Raw genomic sequence first — 25,277 nt, 5'->3', positions numbered from 1 at the left:
CCTCTGACCGACTCACAGACTTCCCGGATGTGACCATGGACCCATTGCTGCTCGTCGGCCTCCTCATCGTCCTGTTCGTGGTGTTCACCGTGGCCCGCTCGGTGCGCATCGTCCCGCAGGCCAGGGCCCGCAACGTGGAACGGCTCGGCCGCTACCACACCACGCTCAAGCCGGGTCTGAACTTCGTGATCCCGTACATCGACCGGGTCTACCCGATGATCGACCTGCGCGAGCAGGTGGTCTCCTTCCGCCCGCAGCCCGTGATCACCGAGGACAACCTGGTTGTCGAAATTGACACGGTTCTGTACTTCCAAGTGACAGACCCGCGGGCCGCCGCCTACGAGATCGCCAACTACATCCAGGCGATCGAACAGCTCACCGTGACGACCCTGCGCAACGTCATCGGCTCCATGGACCTGGAGATGACGCTGACCTCCCGCGACACGATCAACAGCCAGCTCCGCGGCGTGCTGGACGAGGCCACCGGCAAGTGGGGCATCCGGGTCAACCGGGTCGAGATCAAGGCGATCGACCCGCCCAAGACCATCAAGGACGCGATGGAGAAGCAGATGCGCGCCGAGCGGGACAAGCGCGCCGCGATCCTCACCGCCGAAGGCCAGCGGCAGTCGCAGATCCTCACCGCCGAAGGTGACAAGCAGAGCGCGATCCTGCGCGCCGAGGGTGAGCGCAGCGCCGCGATCCTCAAAGCCCAGGGCCAGTCGCAGGCCATCGACGAGGTCTTCCAGGCGGTCCACCGCAACGACCCCGATCCCAAGCTGCTGGCCTACCAGTACCTCCAGGTGCTTCCCGAGCTGGCCAAGGGCGATAGCAACACGTTCTGGGTGATCCCCAGCGAGGTGACCTCCGCCCTGCAGGGCGTGTCGAAGGCGTTCACGGAGGCGCTGCCGCAGTCGTCCGCCACCCGGCAGGCTCCGGCCGTCAACGAGGCCGCCGAGCGGGAGATGGCCGCGGCGCAGCGGGCCGCGGCCGAGGCGGTCGCGGAGGCGTCCGAGGCGGACATCGGCCCCCGCCAGCTCGGTCCCGGCGCCCCGGCCGCCACCGATCCGCTGGCCGGGCTGAACGAGGAGCGCCCGGCCGCCGCCGTCCGCCGCGACGGCGCGGGCAGGGCCGACGGGAGCACGGGCGGGACCGGCGCCAACGGCACCGGGGACCCGGCCGGTCCCGGCGCCTGACCCCCCGTCCGCTCCTCCTCCGGGTTCCCGCCCGCCGTACGGCCCGCAGCGCCGTACGGCGGGCGGTGCCGTACGGCGGGCGGTGCCGTACGGCGGGCGGTGCCGTACGGCGGGGGAATGACCGGGCCGATCCCGGGCAGGGGGTCCCCGTCTTTCCGAGCGTGAAGCAGCGCTGTGGGCGGGTTTAAGAAAAGCGCGATGGACACCTCCGGAGCCGACCGGGCACAGTGCGTAAGGTCGTAACCGAGGGGGGATCCGTATGAAAGCGCTGGTCAAGGCAAAGGCCGAGCCCGGTCTGTGGTTGATGGACGTACCGGTGCCCGAGGTGAGGCCGGGTGAGGTGCTGATCAAGGTGCTGCGCACCGGCATCTGCGGCACCGACCTGCACATCCGGAGCTTCGACGCCTGGGCGCGGCAGACGCTGCGCACGCCGCTGGTCGTCGGGCACGAGTTCTGCGGCGAGGTCGTCGAGGTGGCGCCCGGGGTCGAGGACGTCGCGGTCGGCGACTTCGTCAGCGGCGAGGGCCACCTGGTCTGCGGCAAGTGCCGCAACTGCATGGCCGGGCGGCGCCACCTGTGCCGCAACACCGTCGGGCTGGGCGTGAACCGCGACGGCGCGTTCGCCGAGTACCTGACGCTTCCCGCGTCCAACGTCTGGGTGCACCGCACGCCGGTCGACCCGGACGTCGCAGCGATCTTCGACCCGTTCGGCAACGCCGTGCACACCGCCCTGACGTTCCCCATGGTCGGCGAGGACGTCCTGATCACCGGGGCCGGGCCGATCGGCCTGATGGCCGCGGCGGTGGCGACGCACGTGGGCGCCCGCAACGTGGTCATCACCGACCTCAGCCCCGAGCGGCTGGAACTGGCCCGCAAGCTCGGCGTCTCCCTCGCGCTGAACGTCGCCGAGACCCCGATCGCCGAGGGCATGCGGCGCCTCGGCATGCGCGAGGGCTTCGACGTGGGCCTGGAGATGTCGGGCCACCCGCAGGCGCTCCGCGACATGATCGCCAACATGACGCACGGCGGGAAGATCGCCATGCTCGGGCTGCCCGCCGAGGAGTTCTCCGTCGACTTCGCGACCATCGTGACCTCGATGATCACTCTCAAGGGCGTCTACGGCCGGGAGATGTTCGAGACGTGGTACGCCATGTCCGTGCTGCTGGAGAAGGGCCTCGACCTCTCCCCCGTGATCACCGACCGCTTCTCCCACCGCGACTTCGACGCGGCCTTCGACACCGCCGCGAGCGGCAAGACCGGCAAGATCATCCTGGATTGGACCGCCTGATGTTCGACAACGTCCGCGACGACCTGCGCGTGACCCTCGACGAGATCGTCTCCGCCGGGCTGCTCAAGCCCGAGCGGGTCCTCACCACCCCGCAGAGCTCCGGCATCGCCGTCGCCGGGGGCGGCGAGGTGCTGAACTTCTGCGCCAACAACTACCTGGGCCTGGCCGACCACCCCGAGGTGGTCGCCGCCGCCAAGGAGGCGCTCGACCGCTGGGGCTTCGGCATGGCGTCGGTCCGCTTCATCTGCGGCACCCAGGAGGTCCACAAGGAACTGGAGGCGCGGCTGTCGGAGTTCCTCGGCCAGGAGGACACCGTCCTGTACAGCTCGTGCTTCGACGCCAACGGCGGCGTGTTCGAGACGCTGCTCGACGACCGTGACGCGGTGATCTCCGACGCGCTCAACCACGCGAGCATCATCGACGGCATCCGGCTGTGCAAGGCCCGCCGCCTGCGCTACGCCAACCGCGACATGGCCGAGCTGGAGGCCCGGCTGAAGGAGGCGTCCGACGCCCGGCGCAAGCTGGTCGTCACCGACGGCGTCTTCTCCATGGACGGCTACGTCGCCCCGCTGCGGGAGATCTGCGACCTGGCCGAGAAGTACGGCGCCATGGTCATGGTGGACGACTCCCACGCGGTCGGCTTCGTCGGCCCCGGCGGCCGGGGCACCCCCGAGCTGCACGGCGTGATGGACCGGGTGGACATCATCACCGGCACCCTCGGCAAGGCGCTCGGCGGGGCCAGCGGCGGTTACGTCGCCGCCCGCCGGGAGATCTGCGCGCTGCTGCGCCAGCGCTCGCGCCCCTACCTGTTCTCCAACTCCCTCGCCCCGGTGATCACCGCCACCTCGCTGCGCATCCTCGACATGATCAGCGGTGACAGCGACGCCCGGGACCGGCTGCGCGCCAACACGACGCGGTTCCGCACGAAGATGACCGAGGCGGGGTTCGACATCCTGCCCGGCGACCACCCCATCGTCCCGGTGATGATCGGCGACGCCGCCGAGGCCGCGGCGATGGCCGAGCGGCTGCTGGAGCGGGGCATCTACGTGATCGGCTTCTCCTACCCGGTGGTGCCGAAGGGCCAGGCCCGCATCAGGGTCCAGCTCTCGGCGTCCCACTCGGCCGAGGACGTGGACCGCGCGGTCGAGGCGTTCGTCGCCGCCCGCGGCTGACACCCACCCGGCCCGTTCCCGCGCTCCGGCCAGGGAACGGGCCCGCGGCCGGCGTTCCGGCCAGGGAGCGGGCCCGCGGCCGGCGTTCCGGAACGGCGAGGGGCGACCGGCCGGGGAACGGCCCGGGGAACGGCCGGCGCTACGTGCCGAGATAGGCCAGGACCGCCGCGACCCGCCGATGGGTGTCGGGGCTGTTCTCCAGCCCCAGCTTCATGAAGATCGCGTTGACGTTCTTCTCGACGGCGGAGACCGACAGGTGGAGCGCGCGGGCGATGCCGCCGTTGGACCTGCCGTGGGCCATCTCGCACAGCACGTCGCGCTCGCGCGGGGTCAGCTCCTCCCCCCGGTGACCCCGTACGGCGCGGCGGGCCATCAGGGCCTCCACGACCTTGGGGTCGATGACCGAGCCGCCGCCGGCCACCGCCCGCACCGCGCCGAGCAGCTCCTCCAGGTCACCGACGCGGTCCTTCAGCAGGTAGGCGAAGCCCTCGGCGCCGTGCTTGAACACCTCGAAGGCGTAGAGCGCGTCGGAGAACTGGGAGAGCACCACGACACCGGTCGCCGGGTGGTCGGCGCGGATCCGGTGGGCCGCGTCGATGCCCTCGAAGCCCGGCCGGAACGGGCCGCCCGGCATGCGGATGTCGGTGATGACCACGTCCGGCCGGAGTCTGCGCACGGCGTCCAGCAGCTCGCCGGCGCTGCCCACGGCCCCGGTGACGGCCGCCTTGCCGGACGTCTCCAGCAGTCTCCGGACGCCCTCGCGGACCAGGTAGTGGTCGTCGGCGATGACGACCCGCGGCCGTCCCGCGGCCCGCTCCGGCTCAGTCATGGACCGGCACCCAGGCTCGCACCCTCGTCCCCTCCCCCTTCGCGCTCGCCACGTCCAGGCCGCCGCCGAGCGCGGCCAGCCGGTCGGCGAGGGCCACGAGCCCGCGCCGGGTGACCGTCCCCGGGTCGAAACCCTCGCCGTCGTCGGCGACCGTGACCCCCAGCCGCCCGCCGGACAGCGTCAGCCGTACGTCCACGGCGGAGGCGCGGGCGTGCTTGAGCGTGTTGGCGAGCGCCTCGCTCACGGTGAAGTACAGCGCTCCCTCGATCTCGTCGGGAAAGCGTCTCACACGCGGCTCGGGGTCGACGCGCACCGTCGAGGGCACCGGCAGGCGCGAGCAGCGCTCCTCCAGGGCCTCGGCCAGCCCGCCCTGGCTGAGCACCGACGGGTGGATGCCCGCCGCCAGCTCCCGCAGGTCGTCGAGGGTCTGCCTGGCCTGGTCCCGCAGGAGCGTCATCGTCTCGGCGTCCCCTCCGGTGGCCCTGGCCAGCTCCAGGCCGGCGATGAGCGCGACGATCTCCTGCTGCACGCCGTCGTGGATGTTGCGCTCGATCCGCCGCCGCTCGGCCTCCTGCGCGTTGACCAGCCGGGCGGCCAGCCCCGCGCTCTGGATCGCCAGCCCGACCGGTACGGCCAGCGCCCGCAGCAGCCGCCGGTCGTCGCGGGTGAGGCCGCCGTCCCGAGGGCCGCAGGCGATGTGCCCCTGCCCGGCGGGAACGGTCAGCTCCGGCTCGCCCTCCTCCTCGCCCGCCACGACCCGGGTGCCGTCGGCGAGCGTGACGGCCGCCCACCGGACGTCCAGGCCCGTCCGCACGGCCTCGGCCAGCCGCCCGAGCAGCTCGCCCGGCTCCGCCTCCTCCAGGCCGGGCGCCAGCTCCGAGAGCAGCTCGTCCACCGTGGGCCGCAGGTCGAAGACGAGGAAGAAGCGCGAGCCCCGGACGCCCACCCGGATGTCGAGCAGGTTGTGCCGGAACACGGCCACCCCGATCGCGGCGGGCAGCGCGCCCAGCAGGGGCATGACGAGGACCCCGGTCGCCGCCGGCTCCGTGACGATGGAGAACGTGCCCAGCAGGAACCCGCCGAGGGTGGCGGCGAGCCCGGCGGTCATCCAGCCGAGCCGGCGGCGTCCGGGCCCGGAGGCGCGGCGGGTGCGCGTCGCGAGGGAGACCAGCACCGCCAGCGCCGTGCCGAACACCGTCAGCTGCCCCAGTCCGGCCAGGCCCGCCACGACCAGCGCGCCCGGCCCGGTGACGCTGAGCGGGTTGCCGAGCGGCGAGATGACGTAGACGTCCTCCGGAAACAGCAGCACCCCCAGCCAGTGCGTGGCGATCGCCGCCCCGGCGATCCAGGCCGCCACCCGCCAGCGCCGCGAGGGAAGCCGCCCGTCCGGGAAGAACAGCGGGACGAACACCCACGAGAGCCCGTAGAAAGGCGCGAACAGGGAGGACAGCACGGCGGCGAGGACGAGCTGCGGCGTGGGCTGCCCCGTGTCCGCGGAGATGAGGAGCCCGACCCCCAGGGCCCCCAGGCCCATGCAGTCCGCGGTGGCCAGGAGCAGCCATCCGTAGAGGTTGTCCGGCCGCCGGTGGGCGACGAGCCAGCCCAGCGCGGGCAGCGGCAGCGCCAGCGCGACGAACGTCAGCTGGGCGAGCGGCGGGCCGCCCTCCAGCACCGTGCCGGCGACGATGCCGAGGATCGCCACCGCCGCCATGGAGGCGGCGAGGACACGGGTCGGGGTCGGGGGGAGCACGGAACGCAGTGTGGTCCCCCCGGGCGACCGCCGTCTATGAGGTTGTCCTCACATCCGCCGGTGGACGGCCGCACCCCGGAAGGCGGTGGCCCGCCGGATACCCCGCCCGCCGTGCCCTTCCTAGCGTGTGGACCACGGCCGTCACCGCGGTGGTGACGGCGGACCCGCAGCCTTTGAAGCAGCCCGCGAAGGAGACATCCGTGCACCTACGGCCCCGAACGACCCGCACACTGGCCCTGGCCGCCCTCGCCGTGGCCGCTCCCCTGACCGTCGGCGGAACCCTCCCGGCCGCCGCGGACGCCGTACGGCCCGCCGCCGCGCCGGTGCGGCAGGCCGCCGTGGGGACCGCCCCCAGCCCCGCGACCACCGCCACCGCCACCCCGGAGATTCCCGACAGCCCGGCCGGGCGTCAGCTCCGCTGGTTCCTGGACGCCACGACCCGGGCGCCGCTCCCCGCGGACGAGCTCGGGCAGCACGTGAACGCCGGCTTCCTCAAGGAGGTGACCGTCGACGGCTTCAACCAGTTCCTCAAGGGCATGTCCGGCATCCGGCTCGACGAGCTGACCAGGACCGACCCGGACTTCCTGATCGGCACGGTCACCGTCGGCGGACGGAAGTCCGACGTCAGGCTCACCGTGGACGCCTCAGGGAAGATCGACGGCCTGCTGGTCGCGCCGTCGGTCCCGCCCGCCCCCACCGGCTGGGCGGAGCTCGACGCCCGGCTCCGCAAGACCGCCCCCCGGACCGGCTTCCTCGCCGCCGAGATCGACCGGCGGGGCCGGTGCGAGACCGTCCACGGCGTCGACGCGGACACCGCCCGCCCGCTGGGGTCGATCTTCAAGCTCTACGTGCTGGGAGCGGTGGCGGACCGGATCCACGCGGGCAGGCTGAGCTGGGAGACGAAGCTCACCGTCACGCCCGGGGTGAAGATCCCGGCGGAGGACGGCCTCGGAACCCGGCCGGACGGCAGCACCGTCACGGTCCATGAGGCGGCCAAGCTGATGATCTCGATCAGCGACAACACCGCCGCCGACCTGCTGCTGAAGACGGTCGGCCGCAAGGCCGTGGAGAAGAAGGTCCGCCAGTGGTCCGGCCACGCCGAGCGGAACCTCCCCTTCCTCACCACGCGCGAGCTGTTCCTGCTGAAGGGCGTCGACTATCCCCGGCACGCCCGCGCCTACCTCGCGCGCGGCACGCAGGGGCGCCGTGCCTATCTCCGTGACGTCGTCGCCGGCCTCCCCCTCTCGAAGATCAAGGTGTGGGAGCGGCCCCGCGAGATCGACACCATCGAGTGGTTCGGCTCCCCCCGCGACGTCTGCCGCGCCTACGCCGGCCTGCTCACGCGGAGTGACGCCCGCCTGAACGAGGTGCTCTCGGCCAACGACGCCGGGATCGGCCTCGACCCCGCCGCGTGGCCGACCGTCTGGTACAAGGGCGGCTCCGAAGCCGGGGTCCTCGACATGGCGTTCCTCGGGCGCACCGCCAAGGGGAGGACCTACGTCGTCACCACGCTGGCGAGCGACACCCGCGCCCCCCTCGACGAGGGCTCCGTCGGCCCCGAGATCATCTCCCTCAGCAGGGGCGGTTTCGGCCTGGTCGAGTGAGCGGCCCGCCGGGTACGCGCACCCCGGGCGCTGCCCGACAATGAGGGGGTGATTGACACCCGGCGGCTGCGGACCCTGCGCGCGGTGGCCGACCACCGTACGGTCACCGCCGCCGCGGCGGCCCTCCACCTGACGCCGTCCGCGGTCTCCCAGCAGCTCGTCGCCCTGGAGCACGAGGTGGGGCACCGGCTGCTGGAGCGCGACGGCCGGGGTGTGCGGCTGACCGCCGTCGGCCGCATCCTGCTCGGCCACGCCAACGAGGTGCTCGCCCAGCTGCAGCGCGCCGAGGCCGACATCGCCGCCTACACCACCGGTACGGCGGGCGAGGTGAAAGCCGCCTCCTTCGCCACCGCGATCGGCCTCGTCGTGGCCCCGGCGGTGGGCGCGCTGCGGAGCAAGGAGCCCGGCATCCAGGTCCGCGTCCTCGACGCCGAGGGCGACCAGAGCCTCACCATGGTCCTGGACGGCGCGGTGGACGTCGCCGTGGCCGTCGAGTACCGCGGGGCTCCGGCCGAGGACGACCGCCGCCTGTCGCGCATCCCGCTCTACTCCGAGCCGTTCGACGTGGTGCTGCCCGGCGACCACCCCCTCGCCGGGCGGGAGGTGACCGTGGCCGACCTCGCCGGGGAGACATGGATCGGCCCCTACCCCGGCAACCCCTGCCACGACGTGATCGCGCTGGCCTGCGAGCACGCCGGGTTCGCCCCGGAGTTCGCCCACTCCTCCGACAACTTCAGCGCGGTGGTCGCCCTGGCGGCGGCCGGGGCCGGTGTGGCGATGGTGCCCCGGCTGGCGCTGCGCGCGGCCGACCTGTCCGGCGTGGTGGTCCGCCCGGTCGCGGGCCCGGAGCGCCGGGTCTTCGCCGCCGTACGGCGCGGCGCCGAACGCCACCCGCTGCTGGTCCCCCTGCTGGACGCCCTCACCGACGCCGCGGCGGACCTGCGGCGGATCCCGCCCTGTTGAAAAGGGCCGGGTCCGAAAGGCCGCCGGGTCCGAAAGGCCGCCGGCTCCGTCAGGCGGGTACGGCGCGCAGGAAGTCGCCGAGGATCTCGTTGAAGGCGTCCGGGCGCTCCATGTTGGGGTAGTGCACGGTGCCGTCGACGGTGACCTCGCGGCCGTCGGCGACGGTGCGCGCGAGGCGGCCGGCCATGCCGATGTGGTCGCTCGAATCGAGGCGGCCGTCGCCGGCCGCGAACGTGAACGCGTCGGAAGTAGCGGTCATGACAACCAAGGTGCCATCTTTGTGTTGGTTTGACAACCAAGGTGTCATCATGGAGGGGTGACCGATGCCGAACGACCCCTCGCCCCCGGCGACCTCGCCCACCGGCTCACCGAGGTGTTCGACCTCGTGGGGCCCCTGTACCGGCGCGCGCAGCGCAAGGTGGAGGAGGGCGTGCCGATCGAGGGGCTGTCCGTCGGGGTGCGCGCCGTCCTGAACCTGCTCTGCGAGAACGGGCCCATGACCGTTCCGCAGATGGGCCGCGCGCAGGCGCTGAGCCGGCAGTTCGTGCAGCGCATGGTCAACGACGCCGCGGCGCGGCGGCTGGTCGAGAGCATCCCCAACCCCGCCCACCGGCGGTCCTCCCTGATCCGGCTGACGGACGACGGCAGGGCGGCCATCACCGCGGTGATGACGCGCGAGCACGCCCTGCTGGGCCAGGTCGGCGGAGACCTGACCGACGCCGACGTGACGGCCTGTGTGCGGGTCCTCACGGCGATGCTCGCCTTCCTCGACAACGTCGACGTGGACTGACCCGCGCGTCACCGCGGCCGTACGGGGTCGTCCGGGAACGGCGAGGCGCCGACACCGCGCCGTTCTCGTCCCCCGGAAGGCCCGGGGAAGACGAGGTCCTCCACCGCGGTCGCCACACCGGGCGGGACAGGGAGATCCCTTAATGGACGGCCAGGGCGACCTCCATCCCGACGCTCTCCCCCTGTTCCAGCAGCCCGATCTGGCGCAGGCGGGTCAGCTCCACGTCCAGCCCGCGTTCCTCGGCCGCCACCAGCAGGGCGAGCACCGCGGGGTGGGTCGCGCCGTCGACCACCGGCACCGGGTCGTCGAACCGCCAGCGCACCGCCAGCTCCGGCGTGGCCTCGACCGTGCCGGACTCGACCTCCCACCCCGGCACCGAGAACCCGTCGGCCGGCGGCCGCGCGACCGGCCAGCAGCAGACCACCTCGACCTCGCTGTCACTGCCGGGTACGGCCCGCAGCGTCGACCAGAACGGCCCGACCGGCGCGTCGCCCGCCTCCGCCAGCGCCCGCCAGAGCGCCGCGAACCCCTCGTTGGCCCGTTCGTCCGCGCTTTCGACGTCCTCCGCCGTGGGGTTCTCCCCGCCGGGCACCCTCAGCACGACGCCCGCCCAGTGCCGCCGCTCGGCATGCCGTTCCACCACCTGCCATTCGTGATCGCCCTCGCCGCCGAGCAGCCGGTCGAGCGTGTCGAGGGCGGCGTCCTGGCGCTCCCGCTCCGCCGCCAGCCGGGCGCGGTGCCCGGCGAGCGTCGCCGCGGCCGTACGGGGATCGTCCAGGAACGAAGGGGCGTCGGCCAGCGGGACGCCCGCCGCGCGCAGCGCCTTCAGCCGGAGGGCCGGTCCGAGCTGAGCCGCGCTGTAGCGCCGGTGCCGCGACCAGGGATCGACCGAGGCCGGCTTGAGCAGCCCCTGCTCGTCGTAGAGGCGCAGGGCCTTCAGGCTCAGTCCGGTCAGCTCCGCGAATTCGCCGATGCTCATCATGCGACCAGTGTGGAACCTCCCCCAGGGGCAGGTTCCAGCCGCGCTCGACGGTTTTCTCCCGCGGCCCGGATGGCGGCTTCCCCCTGAACCCGACCACGGCCTCCGGGCCGGAGCCGTCCAGCTCCTGACCGCCGGGCACGCCTTGCCCAAATGATCTAACTGAACGACATAGGCCCCCAGTGGAGACTTAGCGCCTGTAAGATCAAAAACCGCAACAATCTCCCCATCCCTCACAGACGTTACGGGGTTCTGTAGGGATGGTGGTGCTCAGCGAAAGGACGGGCATGAACATTCGGACCAAGCTCGCGGCATTGGCCGGCGCTGCGATGGTTTCCACCTGCCTGGTAGCCAGCGCTACGCCGGCAAGCGCGGCCGGCCCCTGCGGCGGCGGCTACTACCAGATCGACGTGTACAACATCTCGAACCTCGCGGGCAAGACGGTCGGCCGCACTCATCTCTACTACTCCAGGTCCACCAAGAAGAACTGCGCCCTCACCTACGCCACGCCCGCCAAGCGCGGCTACAAGGCCGTGAAGCTCCGCCGCTCGGGCACCTTGAAGTGGACCGTCGACGCGGGGACCTTCAGCGAGTACGCGGGCCCGGTTTACGTCTCCGCTCCGGGCAAGTGCATCGACATCGAGGGATACATCGGCGGCAACGGCGCCACGTACTACAGCAGGCACTGCGGCTGAGCCGTTCCAGGACCTGTACGGAGTACGGATCTTCACCTGGCCTGAAGGTTCCGGATCCACAAGATGGCTCTGCGTAGACGGAGGCCGGCGAGGTAGCTGTCGGGGTCCCGCCGAAGCACCACGGCGGCCAGGGGCTCAGGCGCTCTGGCGGGCCTCGGCGTTGCTGGTGCGGATCTGCTGGATGCGCTGCTTGGTCAGGCCGAGCAGCTCGCCGATGTCGGCGTCGGACAACCCGAGGCTCGACAGGTGCTCGACGCGCGCCCTGGCGGTCCGGCTGTAGTCCTCGGCGATCGCGGCGGCCCGGCGCTGCAGCTCGGCGAAGGCGCTGAGGTCCTCCCCGGTCAGGCCGGGCAGCGTGTAGTGGAAGACGGGCGCCGGCGGCTCGGCGCGGTCGCCGAACAGGAACGGCAGCCCCTCGGCGACGTCGGCGTGCAGCTCCTTCAGCGAGCGGGCGGACATGCCGCCGGCGACGCCGTCCACGGCGGCGAGCCACAGCGTGCCGTTCTTGGTGACGTGAACGTCAACGCTGTCGTCGGCCATCAGTCCTCCAGCCAGTCGTCACCGAACAGGGCGGCGAGCCCGCGTTCGAGGGCTGCCACGAGTTCGGGTGTCTCACCCGGGTAGAGCGGGACGATCGCGCGCGCCACGACGCGCCCGGCCGGGTCCCACAGCAGCAGGAAGCGCTGCCGCCTGCTCGTCTCCGCCCAGTCGCAGCGCAGCCCGTGGGCACGCGCGAGGGCCACGAGCCGATCACGGATGGCCGCGTAGTCGTCTCGTTCTACCACACGCGGCAGACTATACCCCTTGTTTCACACCGACAATGCCTCTTGTCGCCGACTTCCGGCATGGTGCGTCCTCACCGCCCGGTGTTCCGGGACGTCGGCCCCCGTCGCCTCCCCCGCCCGGTGGGCCGCCTTCGTCGCCGCCCCGAGGGGCCGGCGCCCTCGACCGAACGACGGCCGCGCGGACGCTCCAGGAAGGAGTCCGGGCGGACGTGAGGACCGGAAGGCGGGCGGACCCCGAAATGTGCGAGGGCCCCGGCCGGGGCCCTCGCGGCGGGAAGGTCAGACGGTCACGGGCAGCGCGGTGAGGCGCCAGGTGCCGGGGTCGGGGGCGCGCAGCCCGGCCGGCGGTACGGCCGGCGTCAGGTCGGGGAAGCGGCGCAGCAGGGCGGTGAGCGCGACCTCGGTCTGCACGCGGGCCAGCGACGCCCCGACGCAGAAGTGCGGCCCGTGGGAGAACCCGAGGTGACTCGCCGTACCGGGGGTGCCGGGGACCCGGGTGACGTCGAGCCGGTCGGGGTCGGTGAACGCGCGCGGGTCACGGTTGGCGGCGGCGACCGCGATGGTGACGGGCTCGCCCTTGCCGATCGGCACGCCGTACAGCTCGGCGTCCTCCCGGGCGTGGCGGGGGATCGTCAGCAGCGTCGGGCCGCACCAGCGGATCAGCTCCTCGACGGCGCGCGGCACGAGCGCGGGGTCGGCGCGCAGCGCGGCGAGCTGTTCCGGGTGGTCCAGCAGGGCCGCCACGGCGTTGACGATGAGGTTCGTCGGCGTCTGACCGGACAGTACGAGCTGCCAGACCAGCATGACCAGCTCGGTCTCACTCAACCGGTCGCCGTCCTCGTCCCGGACTCGGACGAGGTCGGAGAGCAGGTCGTCGCCGGGCTCCTCGCGCCGGCGTGCCACCGCCGCCTCGGCGCCCCGCATGATGGCCGGGATCGCCGCGGCGAACGCCTGCCCCGCGCCGGAGGCGATGGTCGCGCCGTACTCGCGCCAGCTCGGGCGGTCGGCCTCGGGGATGCCGACCAGCTCGCAGATGACGTCCATCGGCAGCGGGCGGGCGAAGTGCCACAGCAGGTCCACCGAGCCGTCCTCGGTGTGAGCGGGAAGGTCGTCGAGCAGCCCCTCGACGATCCGCTCGATCCGGGGCCGGAACCCGGCGGCGCGGCGCGCGGTGAACGCGGGCGCCACCAGCCGCCGCAGCCGCAGGTGCTCCGCCCCTTCCATCTCGCTCATCGTCCGCATGTACGGCAGGCAGTCGGCGGGCACGTCGGGCCGCATGAAGCTGCTCTCGGTGATCTCGAACCGCGGGTCGGTGAGCAGTGCCCGGGCGTCCTCGTGCCGGGTGACGGCCCACATCGGCATGCCGGGGATCAGCAGCCGCGCCAGCGGGGAGCGCTCGCGCGCCCGCCCGTAGGCGGTGAAGGGGTCGCGGATCACCCCGGGGTCGGTGAGATCGATCTCGGGGACGCCTCCCACCTCACGGCCGCCGCCCGCTTCGGTCCCGCTCATGAACTCTCCTCGAATCAAAATGTCGTTAACATATGCATCCAACATTCGGATGGTAACTGTATTCGGATCCGCCGGGCACGACAACCATCGGGCGGAAGGGGGACCGGCCCGCCGGAACGCGGATACGGGAGAGTCACCGGACAGGTCGCCGACGGCTACTCGGAAAAATCTGAGATGACAGAAATTTGTGTTATTTCAGATATTTAGGTAAATTCATGCACGTGACATTCGATGACGAGCTCGCCTTCGCCGACGAGGTCGGCCGGCATTTCGCCCGGCAGAACGGCCTGCCACCGATCACCGGCCGGGTCGCCGGATGGCTTCTCATCTGCGATCCGCCACAGCAGAGCATCGCCGAACTCAGCGAGGCGCTGCGGGCGAGTCGCAGCGCCGTCAGCGGCGCGGTCTCCGCGCTTGAGGAGTGGTCCTGGGTCCAGCGCTCACGCGCCGCAGGCGAGCGCATGGACCGCGTCAGCCTCCATCCCGCGATCTGGCTGAGGATGACGGACAAGTCAACGGAGTACGCCTCCCTCCGCGCGCTGGCGCGACACGGGCTCGCGGTTCTGGGCGACGCTCCCGCGGCCCGCCGGGCCCGCCTCCTGGAGACGGCGGCCTTCGCCGACTTCCTCCTTGAGCGGATGCCCGCCCTCGCGGCCGAGTGGCGCGCCCACCGCGACGTCCTGCGCGCCTCGGGCGAACTGCCCGGCGATCCCGGAGCGCGCCCTTCCTGACCCTCACCCCGTAAGGCCGCTTTCCCCACCGCTGCCCCCACCGGCACCGGTCCTTCCACCGTGCCCGCACCACGGCCGTGCCGGTCGTGCACACCTCCCGATGAGGAAGATTCCGATGATCTTCGACGCCGCCCGCTGGCAGGCCCGCTTCGACGCGCTCCGCACCGCCCACCATGTGCCCGGAGCGTCGCTGGCCGTACTGGTCGATGGTGAGATCCACGAACTGGCCGGCGGTGTACTGCACCGGGGAACCGGGGTGGAGGTGACGACCGACTCGGTGTTCCTGTCCGGTTCGCTGGCCAAGGTCTACACCGCCACCCTGGTGATGCGACTGGTCGACTCCGGCGTTCTGGACCTGGACACGCCGGTCGTGGACGTGCTGCCCGAGTTCGCCACCCCGGACCCCGACGCCACCGACGCGATCACCATCCGGCGGCTGCTCAGCCACACCGGCGGGCTGACCTGCGACTTCAACTACGACTCCGGCCGGGGCGACGACTGCCTGGCCAGATACGTGGAGGCCGCCAAGGACGTCGCACTGGACTGTCCGCCCGGAACGGCCATCTCCTACAGCAGCCTCGGATACGTCGTACTGGGCCGCGTCGTCGAGGTGCTCACCGGCATGACCTGGGACCAGGCGTTGAAGGACCTGCTCCTCACCCCGCTCGGGCTGGAGCACTCGATGACACTGCCCGAGGAGGCGCTTCGCTTCCGCGTGGCCATGAGCCACCTGGGCGGGCCCGGCCAGGATCCCGACCCGGCGCCGGCCTGGGATCTGATGCCGCGTTCGGCGGGGCCGTACGGCAGGGTCATCATCTCCGCGGGAGACGTCATCCGGTTCGTCCGGATGCATCTGGACGGCGGCACCGCCCCCGACGGCACCCGCGTGCTGTCCGCCGACGCCGTCGCGGCGATGCAGCGCCGCGAGGTCGACAGCCCCGACAAGTGGACCGTCAGCGCCGACGGCTGGGGCCTGGGCTGGACCCTGTACGACTGGGACGGCGTCCCCGGCTACGGCCATGACGGCAGCGCCGTCGCCCAGCACTCCTACCTGCGCGTCGTCCCCCACGCGGGCGTCGCCGTCGTCCTGCTGACCAACGGCGGCGGCACCGACGGGCTTTACGCCGAGCTGTTCCGGGAGCTGCTGGCGGAGCTGGCCGGGGTGCGGATGCCCGCCCCCTTCGGTCCCGCGGCGAACCCGCCCGCGGTGGACATGACGCCGCTGGTGGGCACCTACCGGCGCGAGGGCGTCGTCACCACCGTCACCCAGGACGAGGACGGCCGCGCGCGCATCCGCTACGAGTTCGTCGACGGCATGAAGGACTTCTCCCCGCCGCTGGAGATGGACCTGCTGCCGGTGTCGAAGACGGTGTTCGCCGCCTCCGGCGGTCCCGCCTACGGCGAGGGCCACATCCCCGTCGTCTTCTCCACCCTGACCGACGGCACCCCGTGCGTGTACATCGGCATGCGCGCCACGCCCAAGGCCGCCTGACCGCTCACGTCGCCCGGGAGGAGCCGCGGTGGGGGCGAGCTTTGGGGACGCGTCGAACGCGGACCGGCCCGGTGCCGCGCGTCTCACCCGATGGCGGGGCCGGGGCCTCGGTACGGCAGGGTGCGGCTGTAGACGATGTTGGTCGTCGTGCCGTGAGGGATCCCTTCCGGATCGGCCGACCGTACAGCTAGCCTCGATCTGGTGGAAATAGGAGTCAATGTCCCGAATTTCGGGCCCGGCACCGACCCGGACACGCTGCGCCGCTGGGCACGGACGGTGGAGGGGCTGGGCTTCGACCTGCTGATGGTCTCCGACCATGTCGTGGTGACCCCGGACGTCGCCGAGCAGTACCCGGCGCCCTTCTACGAGCCGTTCACCACGCTCTCCTGGCTGGCCGGCGTCACCGACCGGATCCGGCTCGGCACCACGGTGCTCATCGTGCCCTACCGGCATCCGCTGCTCGTCGCCCGGATGGCCGCCAACCTGAACCGGCTCAGCGGCGGACGGCTGGTCCTCGGCGTGGCGGCCGGCTGGGCACGCCAGGAGTTCGAGGCGCTCGGCGTGCCGTTCGAGCGGCGCGGGAGGCTCACCGACGACCATCTGCGGGCCATCCGCGCCGCCTGGGAGGACGACGACGACTACCGCGCCGGCGACATACCGTTCTGGGTCGGCGGCCACAGCGACGCCGCACTGCGCCGTGCCGTACGGCTGGGCGACGGGTGGCACCCGCTGCGGTTCACCCTTCCCTGGCTGACCGGGGCGCTGGACCGGCTGAAGGCCGTCGCCGCCGTGGAGGGGCGGCCCGCGCCCGCGCTGGTCCCCCGCATGATCCTGAGGCTCACCGAGACGCCGGTCACCGGGCCGGACCGGCTCGCCGGGGAGGGGACGATCGACCAGGTCACCGAGGACTTGGAGCGGCTGCGCCTGCTCGGCGCCGAGACCGTCGTGCTGGACCCGTTCGGCGGGGACCCCGCCGAGACCCTCCACCCGGAGACGGCATGGCGGGCGCTCGCGGCCGTCGCCGACCGGCGGCGGACGCTCACCGCCGGGAACACCATCACCGACGAACGGAGCGATCATGACGGATGACGACGAGCGGCTCCTCCGCAGGGCCATCGAGCTGGCCGCCGAGGCCAGGGCGGGCGGGAACCCGCCGTTCGGATCGCTGCTGGCGGGGCCGGACGGCGAGATCCTCGCGGAGGAGCGCAACACGAGCGTCACCGACGCCGACATCACCGCCCACCCCGAGCTGAAGCTGGCCAGGTGGGCGGCCCGCGAGCTGGACCGGACCGCCGCGGCCGCCACCACCATGTACACCAGCTGCCGGCCGTGCGGCATGTGCGCGGGCGCCATCGAGCGGTCCGGCCTGGGCCGCGTCGTCTACGCGCTCTCCCCCGAGCAGCTCGCCGGTCTCAAGTCACCCGGCGCCGCGCCGGTCACCTTCCCCTTCGCCGAGGAGGGCCCGGCCCTGTTCGACGAGGCCCGCGTCCCGGTGCAGGGCTACTACTGAGAGCCGGGCCCTGGCCGTCCGGCTCAACCCCGTGAGCATCGACGATCCATCGATCACGACGCCGTGGCGGCTCGACGCGGGCCGGACCACCACGGCGTCATGATCGACGACCGGCCGGCGTGGCGCGCCCTCAGGTCAGCCGGCCCGCGGCCCTCAGGTCGTCGAAGATGAGCTGGTCCACCGGGGAGACCCGGTGGCGGTCGGCGTACGACAGCCAGGCGACCTCCTCGATCTCGCTGCTCGCGGTGAGGGTGCCGCGGTAGTCGCCGGTGTAGCAGGTCATGCGGACCACCGTCCCCTCCGGGTGGCCGTGCGCCTGGGCCTCGTAGGTGCCGAGGAGGGCGACGGTCCCGGGGAGGATCTCCACGGTGAGCTCCTCGGTGATCTCGCGCGCCAGCGTCTGCGTGTCGCTCTCCCCGGCCTCCCGCTTGCCGCCGGGGAAGTAGTAGGCGTCCTTGCCCCGGGAGCGCGTGCCGAGGACCTTGCCGTCCTCCAGCCGTATCCAGGCCACCTTGTCGATGAGCACCGGCATCGCACCTGCTCCGTTCGCCGCCTCGAAGATGTTCCCTTCCCGACCTTAACGGGCTGTGGACGCGGCGGGCGCCGACACCTAGGTGCCGGCGCCCGTACCTCTGCTTCGGAGCTCAGGGCTCATACCTCTACGCGAGAACCCAGAGCTCGTACTTCGGCTGGCCCTGCCAACCCTCCTCGTAGTAGCGGCACTGGTAGGAGCCGCCCCACTGCTTGCCGTCCGCCCGGCACTCGCTGCCCCCGGCGGCGGTTCCGGGGTAGGTCTTGACGTACTGCCAGCCGGAGGCCGTCTGGCTCTGCGCCCCCGCAGGAGCCGCGACCGCGCCGATGCCGGCCACCGTGGCAGCTGCTAGGAGGACAGCACCCAACCCACGCTTAAAGGTGATCATTTTTCCCCGTTCACGTCGAATATGATCAACTCTGTCTATCCCAAAGGTCATGTTCTGTCACGACCGCAGGGGCGCGGACGGCATGGAACGCCCACGACATCGGACCGGGCGAGCGCGGCCGACGGCCCGCCCATGGCCGGAACCGCCTTCCCGCTGCCGGACGTTACCGCAGGCCGGCGCGGCGGGACGTGTCCGCGGGGCGGGCGAGGGTCAGTCTCGGGCGGGTTTCCGCTGCTCCCACCGCTCCATCACGAGCAGGAGCTCGTCGTGGCAGAAGACGAAGAAATCTCGCATCTCTGCCATGGTGCGGCCGGGGCGGCTGTCGGGGCCGCCGATCGCGGCTATGCCCTCGTCGACGGTGTCGGCGATGAGCTGCAGCCGGTTCATCTTGCCGACCATCGCCTCCCACCAGCTCTGGCTGCTCAGGAGGTACAGGTCGCGCCGGGAGCCCGGGACCGGCTCCCGGCGGAGCAGATCCATGTCCACGAGGTAGCGCACGGCGCCCGAGATGGCGCCGGAGCTGGCGCCGAGCCGTTCGGCGAGGTCGGCGGCGCTGAGCGCGTCCTCCTCGGCGGTCATCACGGTGAGCATCACACGAGCCGCCATCGGCGGGACGCCCATGGCGGCCAGCATCCGGCCCATCCGCTCCACGAACCGGCGTACGGCCTCCTCGTCGCGCATCCGTCCCCCCTCTGGTGTCCTCCCGCATTCTCCAGCGTCAAGAACGCGTATAGATACTTTCATTTTTCTCTGAAGCCTCTGTACATTCTAAAACATGAGCAACGTCATCTCGGTGTCCGGCGTCACGAAGCGATTCGGCCGGACCCGCGCGCTGGACGGCCTGGACCTGGAGGTCCGGGCCGGCGAGGTGCACGGCTTCCTGGGACCGAACGGCGCCGGGAAGTCGACCGCGATCCGCGTCCTGCTCGGCCTGCTGCGGGCCGACTCGGGCACGGTCCGCCTGCTGGGCGGCGACCCCTGGAAGGACGCCGTCGAGCTCCACCGCCGCCTGGCCTACGTGCCCGGCGACGTCACGCTGTGGCCCAACCTGTCCGGCGGCGAGGTCATCGATCTGCTCGGCCGGCTGCGCGGCGGTCTCGACCGGGCTCGCAAGAGGGAGCTGATCGAACGGTTCGACCTCGACCCGCGCAAGAAGGGACGGGCCTACTCCAAGGGCAACCGGCAGAAGGTCGCCCTCGTCGCCGCGCTCGCCTCCGACGCGGAGCTGCTGCTGCTGGACGAGCCGACCTCCGGGCTCGACCCGCTGATGGAGGCGGTCTTCACCGACTGCGTCACCGAGGCGCGGGAGCGGGGCCGTACGGTGCTGCTGTCCAGCCACATCCTCGCCGAGGTCGAGAAGCTGTGCGACCGGGTGAGCATCATCCGCGACGGCCGCACCGTCGAGACCGGCACGCTGGCCGAGCTGCGCCACCTGACCCGCACGTCGATCACCGCGGAGCTGGCCGGCCCGCCCGACGGGCTGGCGGATCTGCCCGGTGTCCACGGCCTGCGCGCCGACGGCGGCCGGGTGACGTTCGAGGTCGACGACGACCGGCTGGGCGACGCGCTGGCGCGGCTCGCGGCCCGCGGCGTGCGCTCGCTCACCAGCCGGCCGCCGACCCTGGAGGAGCTGTTCCTGCGCCACTACCGGGACGGGGACGCCCGTACGGCGAGCGGGAGCACCCGTACGGCCGGCGGAGACGCCCGGTCCGTGAACCGAGACGCCCGGCCCGTGAACGGGGACGCCGGGCCCGTGGACGGAGACGCCCGTGCGGCGAGCGGAGACGCCCGATGACCGGCACCGGCTCGCTCGTCCGGCTGATCCTGCGGCGCGACCGGCTCGTTCTGCCGCTGTGGGTGCTGCTGCTCGCCGTACTGCCGATCACCCAGACCGCCGGCATCGCCGAGCTGTACCCGACCGAGCGGGGACTGCGGGAGTTCGCCGCGTCCTTCGGCGCCAACCCCGCGCTGGTCGCGATGTACGGGCCGTTCACCCACTGGAACGCCGCAGCGCTGGGCGTGTGGCGCGCCGGGTTCACCCCCGTGCTGCTGGGTCTGGCCTGCCTGCTCACCGTGGTCCGGCACACCCGGGTGGAGGAGGAGACCGGCCGCCGCGAGCTGCTCGGCTCCACCGTCCTGGGCCGCCAGGCGGGGCTGTCGGCGGCGCTGGCCGTGGCCGCGTCGGCGAACCTCGCCGTGGCGCTGGTCCTCCTGGTCTCCTTCACCGGGGCGGGGTACCCGGTCGCCGGCGCGCTGGCCACCGGCCTCGGCTACGCCGCGACCGGCATGGTGTTCGCCGCCGTGGGCGCGGTCGCCGCGCAGCTCACCGAGAGCGCGGGCGGGGCCCGGGCGATCGGCCTGTCGGCGCTCGGCGTCGCCTACCTGGCGCGGATGGCCGGCGACTCGACCGGCGCCTCGTGGCTGTCGTGGCTGTCGCCGTTCGGCTGGAGCCAGCGGATGCGTCCCTTCGCCGGCGAGGTCTGGTGGCCGCTCGCCCTGTCGCTCGCGGCGGTCGTCCTGCTGTCGCTCGCCGCCTACGCCCTGGCCGGGCGCAGGGACCTCGCGGCGGGTGTGCTGCCGCCGCGGCTGGGCCCCACCGACGCCGCGCCCGGCTTCGGCTCGCCGCTCGCGCTGGCCTGGCGGCTGCACCGGGGGCCGCTGCTCGGCTGGAGCGCGGGCTTCGCGGTGTTCGGCGCGGTGGTCGGCGCCGCGGCGAAGGCCGCCGCCGACACGATGGCCGGCAACGCGCGGCTCATGGAGATGATGGCCCGGCTGGGCGGCTCGGCGAACGTGGCCGACGTCTTCGTCGCGAGCGTGCTGAGCATCTTCGGGATGGGCGCCGCCGGCTACGCCGTGCAGGCCGCGCTGCGGATGCGCGGCGAGGAGACGCTCATGCGCGCCGAGCCGCTCCTGGCCGCCCCGGTGGGCAGGACCCGGTGGATGGCGGGCCACCTGGTGTTCGCGCTGCTCGGGCCGGCCGTGGTGATGCTGGTCCTGGGAGTCGCGGTCGGGATCGCCTACGGCGCGAGCACCGGTGACGTCACCGGCCGGCTCCCCGGGGTGACGGGCGCGGCGGTCTCCCAGCTCCCCGCCGTGTGGTCGCTGGCCGGGCTGGCGGTCGCGCTGTTCGGCCTGCTGCCGCGGCTGACCGCGCTGGCGTGGGCGGCGCTGGCGCTGTTCCTGCTGCTCGGCCAGGTCGGTGCGCTGCTGGACCTGCCGCCCGCGGCGCTGGACCTCTCGCCGTTCAGCCACCTGCCCAAGCTCCCCGGCGGGGAGGTGGCGGCGACACCGCTGCTCGTGCTGACCGCGATCGCCGCCGCGCTCGTGGCCACCGGCCTGTACGGCTTCCGCCGCCGCGACGTCGGCTGACGCCGGCGGGCACGGTCCGGCGTCGCCGGGTCTCGCCGTACGGCCCGCGAGCCGTACGGCGGGACCCGAAGGTCACGCGAGGAAGGTGCGGGACGGGCGGCCGATCGGGGTTTCGGCAGGTGGGAGCCGGTGAGGAACGAGGAAGGAGCCGTCCGCCTCCGACGGAGGCCCGCGAGGGCGGACCGGCGCCACCGGGGATGAGCGCCGCGCGTGGGGGCAGGGTCCTCCGGGCACCCGGCCGCACCGCCGAAGTCCGGGCACCCGGCCGCACCGCCGAAGGAGGACCGCATGGCCGACACCGCCATCATCGACGTCGACGGCACCCTGGTCGACACCAACTACCAGCACGCGCTCGCGTGGTACCGGGCTTTCGACCGCTACGACGTGGTGCTGCCGCTGTGGCGCATCCACCGGCACATCGGCATGGGAGGCGACCAGATCGTGGCCGCCCTCGCCGGGGAGGACGTCGAGCGGGAGCACGGCGACGCGCTGCGGGAGGCGTGGACCGAGGAGTTCGACAAGATGATCGACGAGGTGCGGCCCTTCGAGGGCGCCACCGACCTGCTGGCCGAGCTGGGCCGGCGCGGGTTCGCCGTGGTCCTCGCCTCCTCCGGCAAGCCGAAGCACGTCGATCGCTTCCTCGACCTCATCGACGGCCGCGAGCACTGCAGGGCGTGGACCACCTCCGAGGACGTCGAGAAGACCAAGCCCGCCCCCGACCTGATGAAGGTGGCGCTCGCCAAGGTCGAGGGCGCCTCGGGAGTGGCGGTCGGCGACTCCACCTGGGACTTCCTCGCCGCCGGCAAGCTGGACCTGCCCGGCATCGCGATCCGCACCGGCGGGTTCTCGCCCGAGGAGCTGCGCGAGGCCGGCGCCGCCCACGTCTTCGACTCGATTCCCGACCTGATCGACGGGCTCGACCGCACGCCGCTCCGGAAGGCCACCTGACGACGTCGCCCCCGCCCGGGGGCGGGGGCACCCCGGAGGTTTCCGATGAACTGGTACCCACTGCGTCTCAGCAGCCCCGTCCGCGACTACGTCTTCGGCGGCCGGGCCATCGCCGAGCGGCTGGGCCGTACCGGCCTCCCCAAGGGGCCCGTCGCCGAGACGTGGGAGGTGAGCGACCTGGAAGGCGAGAGCGCGGTGGTGAGCAACGGCCCCCTGGCCGGGTGCACACTGCGGGAGCTCATCGAGGACCGGCCGGGCGAGCTGGTGTGCCACGGCTGGAACGGGCCGCACTTCCCGGTGCTCACGAAGTTCATCGACGCCACCGGCATGCTTCCGGTGCACCTGCACGCCGACGACGCGACCGCGCGGCGGCTGCAGGCCCAGCCGAACGGCAAGACCGAGGCGTGGCACATCCTGGACGCCGTCCCCGGCGCCACCGCCCTGGTCGGCGTCAAGGAGGGGGTGGGCCACGACGAGCTGCGCGCGGCGCTCCTGGAGCAGGACTTCGACGCGGTGATGCGGCGGCTCCCGGTGCGGCCGGGCGAGACGGTGTACGTGCCGGGCGGGACGCTGCACAGCTTCGGTCCCCGCACCCTCGTCTACGAGATCGAGCAGACCTCCGACATCCAGCAGCACGCCATGCCCTGGAGCATGGAGGACGGCTCCACCCTGGGGAGAGGCGAGTGGCACGCCGGCATCGAACGGCTGCTGGAGGAGTGGCGGCCGGAGTCGCGGCCCGACTTCCAGCCGGGCCTGCGCATCCCCGCGGGCGAGGACGTCGAGCGGGTGATCTGCTGCGCCGGGCCGTACTTCGCCCTGGAGCGCTGGCGGGTGGCGGCCGGCGTGTCGCCGGTGTGCCGGTTCGACACCGCGCTCGTGGTGAGCAACGCCGGCGCCCCGGTGGCGGTCGAGGCCGGTGGGTGGTGCGAGACCCTCGGGCCGGCGCGGACGCTGCTGCTGCCCGCCGCACTCGGCCTGGTACGGGTCAGCGGGCCGGCCGACCTGCTGGTCGGCTACCTGCCGAACCTGGAGCGCGACATCCGCGCCCCGCTGGCCGCGAGCGGCTACGGGCCGCAGGTCATCGCCTCGCTCGGGGAGGGCCTGGCGGCCTGAGCCGCGCGGGTCCGGCGGCCCGGGACACGCGGACCCGGCGGCCCGGGACGCGTGGGCTCGGCGGTTCGGGACGCATGGGCCCGGCGGTTCGGGACGCGGGAAGGAGCCCCGCGGAGCCGGGGACGAGTTATCACCTCTCTCACCTGGGCAACCAGCAGAGATGGACCATTCAGAAGCACCGGTGCTGGAGGCGCTCGCCGCCTACCACGCCGAGAAGCAACTACCGTTCACCCCGCCGGGGCACAAGCAGGGGCGCGGCGCCGACCCGAGGGTCCGCGCGGTGCTGGGGGACGCCGTCTTCCACTCCGACGTCCTGGCCGTCAACGGCCTGGACGACCGCACCTCCTCCAAGGGGATCCTGAAGCGGGCCCAGGAGCTCATGGCCGACGCCGTCGGCGCGGACCACACCTTCTTCTCCACCTGCGGCAGCTCCCTGTCGGTCAAGGCCGCCATGCTGGCGGCGGCCGGCCCGCACGAGAAGCTGGTGCTCGGCAGGGACGCCCACAAGGCCATGGTGGCCGGGCTGATCCTGTCCGGCGTCCGGCCGGTCTGGGTGGACCCGAACTTCGACCCGGACCTGCACCTGGCCCACCCGCCGTCGGTCGAGGCGTTCACCGCGGCCTTCGACGAGCACCCCGACGCCAAGGGCGCCCTGGTGACCAGCCCGACGCCGTACGGCACCTGCGGCGACCTGGCCGGGCTCGCCCGGATGTGCCACGAGCGGGGCAAACCGCTGCTGGTGGACGAGGCGTGGGGCGCGCACCTGCCCTTCCACCCCGACCTGCCGGTCTGGGCGATGAACGCCGGCGCCGACGTCTGCGTCACCTCCGTCCACAAGATGGGATCGGGGCTGGAGCAGAGCTCCGTCTTCCACCTGCGGGGCGACCTCATCGACCCGGAGGCGCTCACGTCGCGCGCCGACCTGCTGAGCACCACCAGCCCGTCGGTGCTGGTCTACGCCGCCCTGGACGGCTGGCGGCGGCAGATGGCCGAGCACGGCCGCGAGCTGTACGACCACGCGCTGGCGCTGGCCGGGAGCCTGCGCGAGCGGATCTCCGAGATCAAGGGCATGCACGTCCACACTCGGGACGACTTCTGCGGGCCCGGCCGGGCGGCCGACATGGATCCGCTCCAGATCATCATCGACATCTCCGGCCTGCGCCCGAGCGGCTACCACGCGTCCGACTGGCTCCGCGAGCACCACCGGCTCAACCTGCACCTGTCCGACCACCGCCGGATCAGCGTCCAGCTCACCCACGCCGACGACGAGGAGTCCGCCGCCAGGCTGCTCACCGGGCTGAGGGACCTGGCCGAGCACGCCGACGAGCTGCCCCCGGGCCCATCGATGGACGTCCCCGACCCACGGGAGCTGCGGCTGGAGCAGGCCATGCTGCCGCGGGACGCGTTCTTCGGCCGCATCGAGCAGGTGCCGTGGCGGGAGGCCGCGGGCCGCGTCTCCGCGGAGATGCTCACGCCGTACCCGCCCGGCATCCCCGCCGCGGTGCCCGGTGAACGGCTCACCGAGGCGGTGCTGGACTATCTGCGCACCGGGGTGGACGCCGGGATGGTCGTGCCGGACGCGGCGGACCCGGAGGTCAGGAGCGTACGCGTCGTCGCCGAGGAGTGATCGCCGCCCT

26 protein-coding genes are annotated in these 25,277 nt (G+C 72.8%); 16 read left to right on the top strand and 10 right to left on the bottom strand.

Features of this window, described 5'->3' with window-relative positions:
* The first annotated feature begins 35 nt into the window (after window positions 1-35).
* From IEZ10_RS09980 to IEZ10_RS09970, 3 genes are all read left to right on the top strand, one after another.
* A complete protein-coding gene (locus IEZ10_RS09980) occupies window positions 36-1,193 on the top strand; it encodes an SPFH domain-containing protein (RefSeq protein WP_189246528.1) in 1,158 nt (385 codons plus the stop codon).
* A 259-nt stretch (window positions 1,194-1,452) separates the two neighbouring features.
* Window positions 1,453-2,481 (top strand): L-threonine 3-dehydrogenase, encoded by a 1,029-nt coding sequence (gene tdh, locus IEZ10_RS09975; RefSeq protein WP_189246214.1) that lies wholly within the window; start codon window positions 1,453-1,455, stop codon window positions 2,479-2,481.
* Window positions 2,481-3,653: a glycine C-acetyltransferase gene (locus tag IEZ10_RS09970; protein WP_189246527.1), complete on the top strand. Its 1,173-nt coding sequence runs from the start codon at window positions 2,481-2,483 to the stop codon at window positions 3,651-3,653. Before tdh ends, IEZ10_RS09970 begins: the two co-directional genes overlap by 1 nt.
* A gap of 139 nt (window positions 3,654-3,792) precedes the next feature.
* Here the strand turns inward: IEZ10_RS09970 and IEZ10_RS09965 are convergent, their stop codons facing one another.
* Both IEZ10_RS09965 and IEZ10_RS09960 read right to left on the bottom strand, forming a co-directional pair.
* Window positions 3,793-4,482 (bottom strand): response regulator transcription factor, encoded by a 690-nt coding sequence (locus IEZ10_RS09965; RefSeq protein WP_189246213.1) that lies wholly within the window; start codon window positions 4,480-4,482, stop codon window positions 3,793-3,795.
* A complete protein-coding gene (locus IEZ10_RS09960; protein ID WP_189246212.1) occupies window positions 4,475-6,232 on the bottom strand; it encodes a sensor histidine kinase in 1,758 nt (585 codons plus the stop codon). Before IEZ10_RS09960 ends, IEZ10_RS09965 begins: the two co-directional genes overlap by 8 nt.
* Window positions 6,233-6,432: 200 nt before the next feature.
* Between IEZ10_RS09960 and IEZ10_RS09955 the strand changes: the two genes are divergently transcribed.
* Both IEZ10_RS09955 and IEZ10_RS09950 read left to right on the top strand, forming a co-directional pair.
* Window positions 6,433-7,836, top strand: coding sequence for a serine hydrolase (locus tag IEZ10_RS09955; protein ID WP_189246211.1), 1,404 nt, complete (start codon window positions 6,433-6,435; stop codon window positions 7,834-7,836).
* Window positions 7,837-7,884: 48 nt separating this feature from the next.
* Window positions 7,885-8,799, top strand: a complete 915-nt coding sequence (locus IEZ10_RS09950) for a LysR family transcriptional regulator (protein ID WP_189246210.1) — start codon at window positions 7,885-7,887, stop codon at window positions 8,797-8,799.
* A 49-nt stretch (window positions 8,800-8,848) separates the two neighbouring features.
* On the opposite strand, the gene IEZ10_RS09945 is transcribed toward IEZ10_RS09950, so the two are convergent.
* Entirely contained in the window at window positions 8,849-9,058 is a 210-nt protein-coding gene (locus IEZ10_RS09945; protein ID WP_189246209.1) for an alpha/beta fold hydrolase, read from the bottom strand.
* A gap of 57 nt (window positions 9,059-9,115) precedes the next feature.
* Here IEZ10_RS09945 and IEZ10_RS09940 point away from each other — a divergent pair, with 57 nt between their 5' ends.
* On the top strand, window positions 9,116-9,589 hold the full coding sequence (locus tag IEZ10_RS09940; RefSeq protein ID WP_189246208.1) for a MarR family winged helix-turn-helix transcriptional regulator: 474 nt from the start codon (window positions 9,116-9,118) through the stop codon (window positions 9,587-9,589).
* A 139-nt stretch (window positions 9,590-9,728) separates the two neighbouring features.
* On the opposite strand, the gene IEZ10_RS09935 is transcribed toward IEZ10_RS09940, so the two are convergent.
* A complete protein-coding gene (locus tag IEZ10_RS09935; RefSeq protein ID WP_229811113.1) occupies window positions 9,729-10,568 on the bottom strand; it encodes a MerR family DNA-binding transcriptional regulator in 840 nt (279 codons plus the stop codon).
* A 287-nt stretch (window positions 10,569-10,855) separates the two neighbouring features.
* On the opposite strand from IEZ10_RS09935, the gene IEZ10_RS09930 reads away from it, so the two are divergent.
* Window positions 10,856-11,263: a hypothetical protein gene (locus IEZ10_RS09930; RefSeq protein WP_189246206.1), complete on the top strand. Its 408-nt coding sequence runs from the start codon at window positions 10,856-10,858 to the stop codon at window positions 11,261-11,263.
* Window positions 11,264-11,398: 135 nt separating this feature from the next.
* Here the strand turns inward: IEZ10_RS09930 and IEZ10_RS09925 are convergent, their stop codons facing one another.
* From IEZ10_RS09925 to IEZ10_RS09915, 3 genes are all read right to left on the bottom strand, one after another.
* A complete protein-coding gene (locus tag IEZ10_RS09925; RefSeq protein ID WP_189246205.1) occupies window positions 11,399-11,803 on the bottom strand; it encodes a hypothetical protein in 405 nt (134 codons plus the stop codon).
* Entirely contained in the window at window positions 11,803-12,048 is a 246-nt protein-coding gene (locus tag IEZ10_RS09920) for a hypothetical protein (RefSeq protein WP_189246204.1), read from the bottom strand. Before IEZ10_RS09920 ends, IEZ10_RS09925 begins: the two co-directional genes overlap by 1 nt.
* Window positions 12,049-12,327: 279 nt before the next feature.
* Window positions 12,328-13,557, bottom strand: a complete 1,230-nt coding sequence (locus IEZ10_RS09915; RefSeq protein WP_189246203.1) for a cytochrome P450 family protein — start codon at window positions 13,555-13,557, stop codon at window positions 12,328-12,330.
* Between the two features lie 221 nt (window positions 13,558-13,778).
* Between IEZ10_RS09915 and IEZ10_RS09910 the strand changes: the two genes are divergently transcribed.
* From IEZ10_RS09910 to IEZ10_RS09895, 4 genes are all read left to right on the top strand, one after another.
* Window positions 13,779-14,288, top strand: a complete 510-nt coding sequence (locus IEZ10_RS09910; protein ID WP_189246202.1) for a GbsR/MarR family transcriptional regulator — start codon at window positions 13,779-13,781, stop codon at window positions 14,286-14,288.
* A gap of 115 nt (window positions 14,289-14,403) precedes the next feature.
* Window positions 14,404-15,780: a serine hydrolase domain-containing protein gene (locus IEZ10_RS09905; protein ID WP_189246201.1), complete on the top strand. Its 1,377-nt coding sequence runs from the start codon at window positions 14,404-14,406 to the stop codon at window positions 15,778-15,780.
* A gap of 201 nt (window positions 15,781-15,981) precedes the next feature.
* Complete coding sequence (locus IEZ10_RS09900) at window positions 15,982-16,869, top strand: LLM class flavin-dependent oxidoreductase (protein WP_189246200.1); 888 nt, start codon at window positions 15,982-15,984, stop codon at window positions 16,867-16,869.
* Window positions 16,859-17,290, top strand: a complete 432-nt coding sequence (locus IEZ10_RS09895; RefSeq protein ID WP_189246199.1) for a nucleoside deaminase — start codon at window positions 16,859-16,861, stop codon at window positions 17,288-17,290. The genes IEZ10_RS09900 and IEZ10_RS09895 overlap by 11 nt, the downstream gene beginning before the upstream one ends.
* Window positions 17,291-17,420: 130 nt before the next feature.
* Here the strand turns inward: IEZ10_RS09895 and IEZ10_RS09890 are convergent, their stop codons facing one another.
* The 3 genes from IEZ10_RS09890 to IEZ10_RS09880 all read right to left on the bottom strand — a co-directional run bounded on the left by IEZ10_RS09890 (window position 17,421) and on the right by IEZ10_RS09880 (window position 18,891).
* On the bottom strand, window positions 17,421-17,822 hold the full coding sequence (locus IEZ10_RS09890; RefSeq protein ID WP_189246198.1) for an NUDIX hydrolase: 402 nt from the start codon (window positions 17,820-17,822) through the stop codon (window positions 17,421-17,423).
* 127 nt (window positions 17,823-17,949) lie between these two features.
* Window positions 17,950-18,159 carry a hypothetical protein gene (locus IEZ10_RS09885; RefSeq protein ID WP_189246197.1) on the bottom strand — a complete coding sequence of 70 codons (210 nt, stop codon included), beginning with the start codon at window positions 18,157-18,159 and terminating at the stop codon, window positions 17,950-17,952.
* 261 nt (window positions 18,160-18,420) lie between these two features.
* Complete coding sequence (locus tag IEZ10_RS09880) at window positions 18,421-18,891, bottom strand: GbsR/MarR family transcriptional regulator (protein WP_189246196.1); 471 nt, start codon at window positions 18,889-18,891, stop codon at window positions 18,421-18,423.
* 94 nt (window positions 18,892-18,985) lie between these two features.
* On the opposite strand from IEZ10_RS09880, the gene IEZ10_RS09875 reads away from it, so the two are divergent.
* The 5 genes from IEZ10_RS09875 (at window position 18,986) to IEZ10_RS40265 (ending at window position 25,267) form a co-directional block, all read left to right on the top strand.
* Window positions 18,986-20,005 (top strand): ABC transporter ATP-binding protein, encoded by a 1,020-nt coding sequence (locus IEZ10_RS09875; protein ID WP_189246195.1) that lies wholly within the window; start codon window positions 18,986-18,988, stop codon window positions 20,003-20,005.
* A complete protein-coding gene (locus IEZ10_RS09870) occupies window positions 20,002-21,579 on the top strand; it encodes an ABC transporter permease (RefSeq protein ID WP_189246194.1) in 1,578 nt (525 codons plus the stop codon). Before IEZ10_RS09875 ends, IEZ10_RS09870 begins: the two co-directional genes overlap by 4 nt.
* Before the next feature lie 288 nt (window positions 21,580-21,867).
* Window positions 21,868-22,527: an HAD family hydrolase gene (locus tag IEZ10_RS09865; RefSeq protein ID WP_189246193.1), complete on the top strand. Its 660-nt coding sequence runs from the start codon at window positions 21,868-21,870 to the stop codon at window positions 22,525-22,527.
* A gap of 45 nt (window positions 22,528-22,572) precedes the next feature.
* Window positions 22,573-23,640, top strand: a complete 1,068-nt coding sequence (locus tag IEZ10_RS09860; RefSeq protein WP_189246192.1) for a type I phosphomannose isomerase catalytic subunit — start codon at window positions 22,573-22,575, stop codon at window positions 23,638-23,640.
* 160 nt (window positions 23,641-23,800) lie between these two features.
* A complete protein-coding gene (locus IEZ10_RS40265; RefSeq protein ID WP_189246191.1) occupies window positions 23,801-25,267 on the top strand; it encodes an aminotransferase class I/II-fold pyridoxal phosphate-dependent enzyme in 1,467 nt (488 codons plus the stop codon).
* Window positions 25,268-25,277 lie beyond the last annotated feature (10 nt).

It is taken from the genome of Streptosporangium pseudovulgare, from assembly GCF_014648055.1.
GTDB lineage: Bacteria > Actinomycetota > Actinomycetes > Streptosporangiales > Streptosporangiaceae > Streptosporangium > Streptosporangium pseudovulgare.
This window is presented reverse-complemented; position numbering and strand designations above follow the sequence as displayed.

Coding starts and splice junctions, on each gene's coding strand:
- IEZ10_RS09980 (WP_189246528.1), top strand. CDS start 36: ATGGACCCATTGCTGCTCGTCGGCCTCCTCATCGTCCTGTTCGTGGTG.
- tdh (WP_189246214.1), top strand. CDS start 1,453: ATGAAAGCGCTGGTCAAGGCAAAGGCCGAGCCCGGTCTGTGGTTGATG.
- IEZ10_RS09970 (WP_189246527.1), top strand. CDS start 2,481: ATGTTCGACAACGTCCGCGACGACCTGCGCGTGACCCTCGACGAGATC.
- IEZ10_RS09965 (WP_189246213.1), bottom strand. CDS start 4,482: ATGACTGAGCCGGAGCGGGCCGCGGGACGGCCGCGGGTCGTCATCGCC.
- IEZ10_RS09945 (WP_189246209.1), bottom strand. CDS start 9,058: ATGACCGCTACTTCCGACGCGTTCACGTTCGCGGCCGGCGACGGCCGC.
- IEZ10_RS09935 (WP_229811113.1), bottom strand. CDS start 10,568: ATGAGCATCGGCGAATTCGCGGAGCTGACCGGACTGAGCCTGAAGGCC.
- IEZ10_RS09930 (WP_189246206.1), top strand. CDS start 10,856: ATGAACATTCGGACCAAGCTCGCGGCATTGGCCGGCGCTGCGATGGTT.
- IEZ10_RS09925 (WP_189246205.1), bottom strand. CDS start 11,803: ATGGCCGACGACAGCGTTGACGTTCACGTCACCAAGAACGGCACGCTG.
- IEZ10_RS09915 (WP_189246203.1), bottom strand. CDS start 13,557: ATGAGCGGGACCGAAGCGGGCGGCGGCCGTGAGGTGGGAGGCGTCCCC.
- IEZ10_RS09905 (WP_189246201.1), top strand. CDS start 14,404: ATGATCTTCGACGCCGCCCGCTGGCAGGCCCGCTTCGACGCGCTCCGC.
- IEZ10_RS09895 (WP_189246199.1), top strand. CDS start 16,859: ATGACGGATGACGACGAGCGGCTCCTCCGCAGGGCCATCGAGCTGGCC.
- IEZ10_RS09890 (WP_189246198.1), bottom strand. CDS start 17,822: ATGCCGGTGCTCATCGACAAGGTGGCCTGGATACGGCTGGAGGACGGC.
- IEZ10_RS09880 (WP_189246196.1), bottom strand. CDS start 18,891: ATGCGCGACGAGGAGGCCGTACGCCGGTTCGTGGAGCGGATGGGCCGG.
- IEZ10_RS09875 (WP_189246195.1), top strand. CDS start 18,986: ATGAGCAACGTCATCTCGGTGTCCGGCGTCACGAAGCGATTCGGCCGG.
- IEZ10_RS09870 (WP_189246194.1), top strand. CDS start 20,002: ATGACCGGCACCGGCTCGCTCGTCCGGCTGATCCTGCGGCGCGACCGG.
- IEZ10_RS09865 (WP_189246193.1), top strand. CDS start 21,868: ATGGCCGACACCGCCATCATCGACGTCGACGGCACCCTGGTCGACACC.
- IEZ10_RS09860 (WP_189246192.1), top strand. CDS start 22,573: ATGAACTGGTACCCACTGCGTCTCAGCAGCCCCGTCCGCGACTACGTC.
- IEZ10_RS40265 (WP_189246191.1), top strand. CDS start 23,801: ATGGACCATTCAGAAGCACCGGTGCTGGAGGCGCTCGCCGCCTACCAC.